Origin of the sequence: Stenotrophomonas sp. GbtcB23 (assembly GCF_019091045.1) — a bacterium.
GTDB classification, from domain to species: Bacteria; Pseudomonadota; Gammaproteobacteria; order Xanthomonadales; family Xanthomonadaceae; genus Stenotrophomonas; species Stenotrophomonas rhizophila_A.
The window spans coordinates 1-229 of record NZ_JAGXKC010000787.1; the positions used below are offsets into that span (position 1 = coordinate 1).

1 protein-coding gene is annotated in these 229 nt (G+C 60.7%); it reads left to right on the forward strand.

Going from position 1 to position 229, the window contains the following annotated elements:
* Positions 1-229 (forward strand): enolase C-terminal domain-like protein (locus tag KVS69_RS20925; RefSeq protein WP_217540281.1); only part of this gene is annotated, 229 nt, incomplete at both ends.

Genomic DNA, 229 nt, shown 5'->3' on the forward strand with positions numbered 1-229 from the left:
GCCGCACGGTACGGCAACCGGACTGCTCGGCCTCGCCGCGCTGAACCAGGTATCGGCAACCCTCCCCCACAATATCATCGCCTACGAATACACGACCGGCGATCCCGACTGGTGGTACGACATCGTCGAAGGATTGCCGGAAACGATCGTCAAGGATGGGTTCATCGACGTTATCGACCGGCCCGGCATGGGTGTCGACCTCGTGCCCGAAAAAGCAAAACGCTACCTC